The sequence below is a fragment of the Aminicella lysinilytica genome (assembly GCF_004362975.1).
Classification (GTDB): domain Bacteria; phylum Bacillota; class Clostridia; order Peptostreptococcales; family Anaerovoracaceae; genus Aminicella; species Aminicella lysinilytica.
In genome coordinates this window covers 1-10,153 of sequence record NZ_SNXO01000053.1, presented here as the reverse complement: position 1 = coordinate 10,153, position 10,153 = coordinate 1, and the positions used below count along the sequence as shown (strand labels likewise).

The 10,153-nt window shown below is 50.3% G+C and carries 7 protein-coding genes; 6 read left to right on the top strand and 1 reads right to left on the bottom strand.

Annotation, left to right across the window (positions count from 1 at the left end; all coding sequences use genetic code 11):
* On the bottom strand, positions 1–182 hold a 182-nt coding region (locus tag EV211_RS09875), incomplete at its 3' end, for a helix-turn-helix domain-containing protein (protein ID WP_133529269.1).
* Between the two features lie 816 nt (positions 183–998).
* Between EV211_RS09875 and EV211_RS09870 the strand changes: the two genes are divergently transcribed.
* The 6 genes from EV211_RS09870 to EV211_RS09845 all read left to right on the top strand — a co-directional run bounded on the left by EV211_RS09870 (position 999) and on the right by EV211_RS09845 (position 9,689).
* A complete protein-coding gene (locus EV211_RS09870; protein ID WP_133529268.1) occupies positions 999–1,511 on the top strand; it encodes a YbaK/EbsC family protein in 513 nt (170 codons plus the stop codon).
* Positions 1,511–2,488, top strand: coding sequence for a YitT family protein (locus EV211_RS09865; protein WP_133529267.1), 978 nt, complete (start codon positions 1,511–1,513; stop codon positions 2,486–2,488). The genes EV211_RS09870 and EV211_RS09865 overlap by 1 nt, the downstream gene beginning before the upstream one ends.
* A 12-nt stretch (positions 2,489–2,500) precedes the next feature.
* On the top strand, positions 2,501–3,355 hold the full coding sequence (locus tag EV211_RS09860; protein WP_133529266.1) for a bifunctional 5,10-methylenetetrahydrofolate dehydrogenase/5,10-methenyltetrahydrofolate cyclohydrolase: 855 nt from the start codon (positions 2,501–2,503) through the stop codon (positions 3,353–3,355).
* A 4-nt stretch (positions 3,356–3,359) separates the two neighbouring features.
* Positions 3,360–5,330, top strand: a complete 1,971-nt coding sequence (gene uvrB, locus EV211_RS09855; RefSeq protein WP_133529265.1) for an excinuclease ABC subunit UvrB — start codon at positions 3,360–3,362, stop codon at positions 5,328–5,330.
* 7 nt (positions 5,331–5,337) lie between these two features.
* The gene (uvrA, locus tag EV211_RS09850; protein ID WP_133529264.1) at positions 5,338–8,172 is read left to right on the top strand and encodes an excinuclease ABC subunit UvrA; all 2,835 of its coding nucleotides are present in this window, start codon (positions 5,338–5,340) and stop codon (positions 8,170–8,172) included.
* Positions 8,173–8,255: 83 nt separating this feature from the next.
* Positions 8,256–9,689: a nicotinate phosphoribosyltransferase gene (locus EV211_RS09845; protein WP_133529263.1), complete on the top strand. Its 1,434-nt coding sequence runs from the start codon at positions 8,256–8,258 to the stop codon at positions 9,687–9,689.
* Positions 9,690–10,153: the final 464 nt, after the last annotated feature.

Here is a 10,153-nt window from a genome sequence, read left to right as displayed (position 1 = left end):
CATGAGTTGTGTGGCCTCGATTTTGTCCCGGTCTTTGTCACATGTGCATGCGCCTTGATTTCCTTTGAGATCGTTGATGCATCACGGTTAAGAGCAACACCTATCTTTATGAACGATGTGCGATCTTTTAACGCATGCTGTATTTCGATTCGATCATCTAATGTTAAATGTTTGTATTTCATTTTTTCTCCTTTGCTCCGCCACCTCCTCTGCTGAAGTTATGATATTTTACATCATTAAGATATGAAACGCAAAAAAGCTGACACGATTAAATGTCAGCTATTATCTGTTTGCAATGGTAACTTCCGTTTCTCGGCCCACGCATCATACACTATGTTGGGGCATGGAAGTTAACTATTCAATTGAACCAATGAACAAAAGGTGGAACTTTGTCGTATTTAGTCGCGCTTCCACTATTGCGGTTATATTTGGGTTATTGATGCATGCAGTCCGCCCAGCCAACGACCGGGCGTTGAGTACCACAATCTGCACTTAGCCTATTGTTCCATCAATGGTACCTTTATGCACAGGCTTATGCATACTTGCTATTTTGGAAAAAACAAGTAAATGCAACGATTACAGGCTATTAGATATCTAGAACAGGTACATTCTTCAGTAATGGGTACATATTTCAGTAAAGTTAGAGCAACGAAAAAATGCTTGGAGAATATTTTGGTGTTCGGAAAATGAATATTAAGAACCCGGGCGTCGCGGCCCTGAGCCCTTTGGGTAGGCTCGCCCGGTGACCAGGATTATGGGGTGTTGCGCACCATTACGAGCACGTACCATTACGGGTACATAACAGTGGCCGGAATTATGCATAAACTTATGCATAAAGGTACCATTGATGGAACAATAGTCATAGGGTGAAAAGGGGTATTCTGGTGGAGGTCATTTGGCGGACCAATTAGAGTGAAAAAATCCCCATAGTATGTTATAATAAATCGGTAAACGGGTACATATTTAAACGACGTAAAATCAGATTTTGGAGGCGAGAAATGGCTATAGAAAAAGTTAGAGAATATTTCAAAGGACTTGGTCTGGAGGACAGGATCCAGGAATTCGACGTGTCAAGCGCCACAGTGGATCTGGCGGCGGAGGCCGTGGGAGTCGAAGGGGCCAGGATCTGTAAGACTCTTTCATTTAAAGATTTGGACGATGAAGAGGGCTGCATTCTTATTCAGACTGCAGGTGACACTAAGATAAATAATCAGAAATTCAAGAAGTTCTTCGGCTTCAAGGCTAAGATGCTTTCACCCGATGAGGTCTTGGCCAAAACCGGTCATGCCATCGGAGGCGTATGTGCTTTTGCTATAGAAGATCCGAAAGTCAGGATATACTGCGATGAATCCATGAAGAGATTCGACACGGTTTTTCCGGCCTGCGGCAGCGACAACAGCGCCATAGAATTCACATGCGATGAGCTTTTCAAGTATTCCAAGGCTTTGGAGTGGATAGATGTAAGTAAGATTCCGGAGGATGAGGCCAGCAAGCCTGAAGAGGAAAAATAATGAAGAAAGACGAGAAAGGCCGCGCCGAAGGCAAGAACAGCGGCCGTCGCGGCAGGAAGAAAGACAAGACCGGCGAGGCTCGCATTACAGCCGGCGCCGCCAAAGAAGTCCGGGGCGACAGCCGCGTCAAGAAGGAAGTCAAGTGCTTCATATTTTGCACAGTGGGCGCCCTGATAATAGCATTCAATCTTAAAAGCTTCGTCAACACCGGAGGACTTTTCCCCGGTGGGTTTTCCGGTGCGACGCTTTTGATAATCAGAGCCTGCGAGAAGTTCTTCGGCTTCACGCTGCCCTATTCGGCAATTTACATACCAATGAATCTGATTCCGATATACATAGGAATCAGATATCTGGGCAAGAGGTTCACCATATATTCTATGTATGTGATCATCCTCAGCAGCGTCATGACAGACATGCTGCCTAAGGTGACCATCACATACGATATTTTGTTGATCTGCCTCTTCGGCGGAATCATCAACGGCGCAGCCATATCTTTGTGCCTGTACGTAGGCGCCAGCGGAGGCGGGACCGACTTCATATCCATCTACCTTTCAGAGAAGAAAGGCATAGACGCGTGGAACTACATACTCATGAGCAACGTATGCATCCTCGCCATCGCCGGCATAATGTTCGGCTGGGACAAGGCTTTGTACTCCATAGTATACCAGTTCTGCAGCACCCAGGTCATTCAGACTCTGTTCCAACGCTACAACAAGCACACCCTTATGATAATCTCGGACATGCCAGAGGCCGTCTACGATAAGATCAGCATCATGACACATCACGACGCCACTTTGTTCAAGGGCGAGAGCTATTACGAGGACGGGGCTGTGCGCAATCTGATATATTCCGTCGTTTCCAGCGAAGAGGTCGATCCCGTGGTCAAGGCCATCAAGGACGTGGATCCTCACGCCTTCATAAACGTCATGAAGACGGAGCAGCTGAACGGGCGATTCTATAAGAAACCAAAGGATTAAGGAGGCATTATTATGGCAAAGGTAATCATGAAGGGAGCCGAGGTAGCGGCTGCCATGAAGGAGAAATTAGTCAGGGAGGTCGAGGACCTTAAGGCCCGCGGCATCGAGCCGACTATGGACATAGTCCGCGTAGGCGCCAAGCCGGAGGATCTGGCTTACGAGCGCGGCGCCCGGAAAAGGCTGGAGGGCATCGGCATCAGGCTGGTGGTCACGGAGCTTCCTGAAGATATAGATCAGAAACATTTCGAAGAAGAATTCAGTAAGGTCAACGACGATCCGAAGATAAACGGCATCATGCTGTTCCGACCGCTGCCAAAGCATCTGGACGAGGAACCCGTAGACAGGATGATCGATCCGGGCAAGGACATGGACTGCATGAGTCCGGTGAACATCGCTAAGGTTTTCTCCGGCGACGAGACGGGATTCGCTCCGTGCACTCCTGAGGGAGTCATGGAAATGCTGAATCACTACGGCATCCAGCTGAAGGGCAAGAGAGTGACCATCGTCGGCAGAAGTATGGTAGTAGGAAAACCACTGGCCATGCTCATGCTGAAGAAACACGCAACTATAACCATCTGCCACACAAGGACGGCGGATCTGGCCGGCACCTGCAGGAACGCGGAGATCGTTGTTGCCGCCGCAGGAAAAGCCGGAATGATCACAGCCGACATGGTCTCAGAAGGGGCCGTTGTTGCCGATGTAGGCATCAACGTAGGCGCCGACGGGAAAATGTGCGGCGATGTAGACTACGAGAATGTTGAGCCGAAGGCTTCATATATAAGCCCGGTACCGGGAGGTTGCGGCAGCGTGACTTCATCGGTCCTGGCCAAGCATGTAGTAATTGCCGCAGGCAGGCAGAACGGATAGAAACATGGAGTTCAGATTACACTCAGAATATAAACCGACGGGAGATCAGCCTCAGGCCATAGACAAGCTTGTGGCTGGGTTTCAGGCGGGTAAAAAGTGCCAGACTCTTCTGGGAGTCACGGGCTCGGGCAAGACCTTCACCATGGCCAACGTCATCCAGAAGCTCCAGCGACCGACCCTGATCATCTCCCACAATAAGACCCTGGCAGCCCAGCTTCACGGGGAATTCAAGGAATACTTCCCCGACAACGCCGTAGAATATTTTGTATCCTACTACGACTACTACCAGCCGGAAGCCTACGTGCCATCCACGGACACCTACATCGAGAAAGACTCAGACATCAACGACGAAATCGACAAACTCAGACACTCCGCCACTGCGTCACTTTTTGAGCGGCGGGACGTGATCATCGTGGCCAGCGTCTCATGCATCTATGGCCTGGGCAGTCCCTTCGACTACGAGCACCAGATGCTGTCACTGCGCCCGGGCATGGAAAAATCCCGGCGTGACATTCTGCGCAAACTGGTGGACATCCAATACACCCGAAACGACATGGCTTTCGAGCGCGGCACATTCAGGGCCCGGGGCGACATTATCGACATCTTCCCATCGGGCTCGGACAAAGCGATCCGCGTGGAGCTCTTCGGCGACGAGGTGGAGGCTATCAAGGAGATGAACCCTGTCACGGGGGAAATCATCGGTCTGAGGAATCATGTGGCTATTTACCCGGCGTCTCACTATGTCACTTCGCCGGAGAAAATGGAACACGCCATGGGCACAATTGAAGAGGAACTTGAGGAGAGGATCCAGTGGTTCAAGGACAGAGGCAAACTGCTGGAAGCTCAGAGAATAGAGCAGAGGACCAGATATGACATGGAAATGCTCAGAGAGATCGGTTCCTGCAAGGGCATCGAGAACTACTCGCGGCATCTTAACGGGACGCCGCCGGGCACCAGACCATACACCCTCATCGACTATATGCCTGAGGATTTCATGATAATGATCGACGAGTCTCACGTCATGCTTCCGCAGTTACGAGCCATGTACGCAGGAGACAGATCCAGGAAATCATCTTTGGTGGACTACGGCTTCAGACTGCCGTCGGCTCTAGACAACAGGCCGTTGAAATTCGAAGAGTTCGAGGGCATGATCAATCAGATAATGTTCGTCAGCGCTACGCCGGCGGACTACGAGAAGGAAAAGGCAGGAGGCATCACAGCCGAGCAGGTCATCAGACCTACAGGCCTGATCGACCCTCCTATAGAAGTGAAGAAGACCGAGGGACAGATCGACGATCTCATCAGCCAGATCAACCTGACAATTGAGAAAGGCGAGAGAGTTTTCGTGACTACTCTTACCAAGAAAATGTCAGAGAGCCTGACGGACTATCTGATCAAGGCTGGTATCAAGGCCAAGTATCTCCATTCAGAGGTGGATACTCTGGAGAGACTTGAGATAATCAGGGACCTGAGGCTGGGCGAATTCGACGTTCTCGTGGGCATTAACCTGCTGAGAGAGGGACTGGACATTCCGGAAGTTTCCCTGGTAGCCATACTGGACGCCGATAAAGAGGGCTTCCTGAGAACGGAAACTTCCCTCATACAGACTGTCGGCAGAGCGGCAAGGAACGTTGACGGCAGGGTCATTATGTACGGTGACCGGATCAGCAAGGCCATGAAGGCCACTATTGATGAGACCAACAGACGACGCGGCATCCAACAGAAATATAATGAAGATCACAACATTACTCCGACCAGCGTCAAGAAGGCGGTCAGAGGGATAATCGAAGCAACCAGGGTCGCTGACAACACAGGAGCATATAAAGGCAAGAAGCCTGAAGAACTGACTGCGGCGGAGCTGAAGGATTATGTCAAAGAGATGGAAAAACAAATGAAACAGGCGGCAGAGGACCTGCAGTTCGAGAGAGCGGCGTCTCTGCGCGATCAGATATTCGAGTACAGAGCAAGGGAGTAATCAGCCGATGGCAAATGAAATAATCGTAAAAGGCGCCAATGAAAATAATCTGCAGCATCTGGATGTGAGGATACCCAGAGATAAGCTGGTAGTTCTGACAGGACTGTCAGGATCCGGAAAGTCATCGCTGGCTTTCGATACAATTTACGCGGAAGGCCAGAGAAGGTATGTAGAGAGCCTTTCGTCCTACGCCAGACAATTCCTGGGGCAAATGGACAAACCCGATGTGGAGCTAATTGAAGGCCTCTCACCGGCTATCTCCATCGATCAGAAGACAACCAGCAAGAACCCAAGATCAACAGTGGGAACAGTAACTGAGATACACGACTATCTCAGGCTTTTGTATGCCAGGATCGGCAAGCCCCACTGCCCTATTTGCGGCAGACCAATCACCAGTCAGAGTGTAGACCAGATGGTAGACGCCATTATGGAATACCCTGAAGGCACGCGCCTGATGATCATGGCTCCCGTAGTCCGCGCCCGGAAAGGCGAGCATGAGAAGATCATTGACAGGATCCGCCGTGAGGGTTTCACCAGAGTCAGAGTCGACGGCGACATTCTCATGATTAATGAAGATGAAATCAAGCTGGATAAAAAGTTCAAGCATACTATAGAAATAGTCGTAGACCGTATCATAGTCAAGCCGGGCCAGGGGAGCAGGATCTCCGAGGCCGTGGAACTGGCCATGAAGGAAGGCGAAGGACTGGTGACAGTTCACTTCAAGGACAAGGATTTCGAGAAGGAGCAGGTGTTTTCAACTAAGCTGGCCTGCCCGGAGCACGGCGTCAGCATAGAAGAACTGGAACCACGCATGTTTTCCTTCAACAGTCCCTTCGGCGCCTGCCCGACCTGTAACGGCCTGGGCTTCACGGAGAAAATCGATCCGAATAAAATCATCAAGACAGACAAGAGCGTCATCAAGGGTGCCCTTGGGACCATTTTCGCATCTATGGAATTTTCCGGTTTCTACCGCCAGATGATAGACGCCCTGGCCAAAGAGCATGGCGTTGACCTGACCGTACCTTACAAAGACCTGCCTGAAGACTTCAAGAAGGAACTTTTGTACGGCACCGGCGACAGACACCTGAAATACACCTATACCAGTCGCAACACCGGCTCCACCCAGAACCGCGACCACCCCTTCGAGGGCGTCATCAACAATGTGGAACGCCGCTACCGCGAGACGGGCTCAGACTTTATGAAGGAGCGCATGCGCAAGTACATGGTCGTCAGGGAGTGTCCGGATTGCAAGGGCAAGCGCCTGAAACCCGAGGTGCTCGCCGTAACAGTCGGGGACAAAAATATTGCTGAATTGTCGGATATGTCCATCAGGCAGGCTCTGGAGTTCATGGAAGGTCTGAAATTGTCGGAGAAGGACGAACTTATCGGCCGGCAGATCATCAAGGAAATAAAGGAAAGGCTGACTTTCCTGGTCAATGTAGGTCTGGATTATCTGACTCTTTCCCGTGCGGCCGGCACACTTTCCGGCGGCGAGGCCCAAAGAATCAGGCTTGCGACTCAGATCGGTTCGGGTCTGACGGGAGTCCTGTACATTCTCGACGAGCCGAGCATCGGCCTCCATCAGAAGGACAATGACAAGCTGCTGGCGACTCTGCGCCATCTGACGGATCTGGGCAATACTCTCATCGTTGTAGAACATGACGAGGACACTATGTACGCGGCGGATCACATTATAGACATCGGCCCCGGCGCCGGGATCTACGGCGGCAAGCTGGTGGCCCAGGGCACAGTGGATGATATCAAGAACTGCAAGGAATCCATTACGGGTCAGTACCTGTCCGGCGCCAAGAAAATAGCCGTTCCGAAAATCAGGAGGCCAGGCAATGGACAGTTTATTACCATTAAGGGCGCTGCTGAGAATAATCTGAAGCATATTGATGTGAAGATCCCTCTGGGTGAATTCGTCTGCGTTACAGGAGTTTCCGGCTCAGGCAAGAGCAGTCTCATCAACGAGATCCTCTGCAAGGGCGCTTCTCAGATAACCAATCGCACACAGGAAGAGCCGGGAAAATTCGACGAGATGCTGGGTCTGGAGAATATCGATAAGGTCATAGACATAGACCAGTCGCCTATTGGCCGCACGCCGCGGTCCAACCCGGCCACATATACGGGCATGTTCACTCACATACGGGACCTGTTTTCCAGTCTCCCCGAGGCGAAGATCCGCGGATTCGGCAAAGGCCGTTTCAGCTTCAATGTCAAGGGCGGACGTTGCGAGGCCTGCAGCGGCGACGGCATAATCAAAATAGAGATGCATTTCCTTCCGGATGTCTACGTGCCTTGCGAGGTCTGCAAGGGCAAAAGGTACAACCGCGAGACTCTGGAGGTCAAGTATAAGGGCAAGAGCATTTTCGACGTGCTGGATATGAGCGTTGCCGAAGCCCTGGAATTCTTCAAAAACCAGCCGGCCATCAAGCGGCAGCTGGATACTTTGCACCAGGTGGGCCTTGACTATATCAAGCTTGGCCAGCCTTCGACCCAGCTATCCGGCGGCGAAGCCCAGAGAGTCAAGCTGGCCACGGAGCTTTCCAAGAGAAGCAGAGGTCACACTTTGTACATTCTGGACGAGCCTACGACGGGCCTGCATTTTGCCGATGTTGACAAACTGCTGGCGGTCCTTGATCAGTTGACGGATCAGGGTAACACGGTGGTGGTCATCGAGCACAACCTAGACGTGATCAAAAGGGCTGACCACATTATCGACCTGGGGCCTGACGGTGGCGACCGGGGAGGGCAGGTAGTCACTTTCGGTTCACCTGAAGAAGTTGCTCGCTGCAAGGAATCTTATACGGGGCAGTTCTTGAAGAAAATGCTGAAATAGTTTATAATATAACCCACGTGGTTACTGGAACGGGCAATAAAGCCCGGGAGGACTGCGCTGTAACTTATGAAGGAGAAAATCCGATGGTTAACAAGGAAAACCTGACTATGCTTACTGATTTCTATGAGATCACTATGGCTAATGGATATTTGCTGTCAGGTATGAAGGACGATATAGCGTACTTCGATATGTTTTTCAGAAGGATCCCGGACAGAGGCGGATACGCTATTATGGCCGGAGTCGAACAGGTTGTCGATTATCTAGATAATCTGGAATTTACAGATGAGGATATAGAGTATCTTCGCAGCAAGAACAGCTTCTGCGAGGAATTCCTCGATTATTTAAAGAATTTTAAGTTCGAGTGTGACGTATGGTCAGTTCCGGAAGGGACGCCGATATTTCCTCACGAGCCTCTTGTAACGGTCCGCGGACCTGTGATCCAGGCCCAGTTCGTGGAAACTATGATATTGCTGGTGATCAATCATCAGAGTCTGGTTGCAACCAAGTCCAATCGTATAGTCAGGGCTGCTCAGGGCAGGCCTGTCATGGAGTTTGGTTCCCGTCGCGCCCACGGCACGGCTGCTGCCATATTCGGCGCCAGGGCTTCCTACATCGCCGGCTGCTGCGGCACTGCCTGCACGATTTCGGACCGCGATTACGATATTCCGGCCCTTGGCACAATGGCTCACAGCTGGGTGCAGATGTTCCCGGATGAGTACACGGCCTTCAAAAAATACGCTGAGATCTATCCGCAGAACTGCATTTTGCTGGTTGACACGTACAATGTGCTGAAGACGGGCGTTCCGGCTGCGATCAAAGTTTTCAAGGAGCTGAAGCCTGCTAAGATGGGCATACGTATCGACAGCGGCGACATAGCCTATCTGACAAAGCGCGCAAGGCGCATGCTTGATGAGGCCGGCCTTGAGGATTGTTCAATTACGATTTCAAATTCGCTGGATGAATATATAATCCGCGATGTGATTTTCGAGGGTGCCAAGATCGATGCCTTCGGCGTTGGCGAGCGTCTGATCACCGCCATGTCTGAACCTGTATTCGGCGGCGTTTACAAGCTGTCGGCTCTGGAAAAGAATGGCAAGATCATTCCTAAGATCAAGATCTCCGAGAATGTGGAGAAAATCACCAACCCGGGTTTCAAAACTCTCTATAGATTATATGATAAAGAGAGCCATAAGGCTCTGGCTGATGTGATGACTCTGGATGGCGAGACGATCCCAGAAGTGGATGGTTACGAAATCTTCGATCCAAATGCCATCTGGAAAAAGAAGAAACTGGATAATTTCTACGTGAAGAATCTTCGCGTTCAGTTGTTCAAACACGGCAAGCGCGTTTACGACTGCCCTCCGATCGAGGAAGTCAAGAAGTACTGTGCCGATCAGATGGAGACTCTCTGGGAAGAGACTCTGCGTTTCGAAAATCCGCAGACCTATTATGTGGATCTTTCCCGCAAACTGTGGAATGTTAAGAACCAGCTCATCGAAGAGCATAACGCTAAATAGAACCAGACTCAGTTGGAGAGTTCGCAAGGGTAATTATAAAAGTATGATTACCCTTACGGACTTCTCCTTTTTTATGTGCTTCGATAGCCTTACGAACTTCTCCTTTTTTATGTGCTTCGATAGCCTTATTGTAGTACTTAGGTATTGTTCCATCAATGGTACCTTTATGCATAAGATTATGCATAATTCTGATCACCAGTATGTACCCATAATCCTGGACACTGGTATGTACCCATAATCCTGGACACTGGTATGTACCCATAATCCTGGACACGTTGCCCGCACCATTTATCTGCTATTTGGTCGTATAAGTGCGACTCGCACGTATAGCCTCATATTGAGGAACGAAGGTGCGTTTCATTAGAATTTTGTTCTGGTCAAGCAAAATTGTAATAGGCATGCGCCTTTTATGCGACTTTAGCTGGTGGTAAACCATTGTTAAATGAATGTGGTCTCTTGTTGTT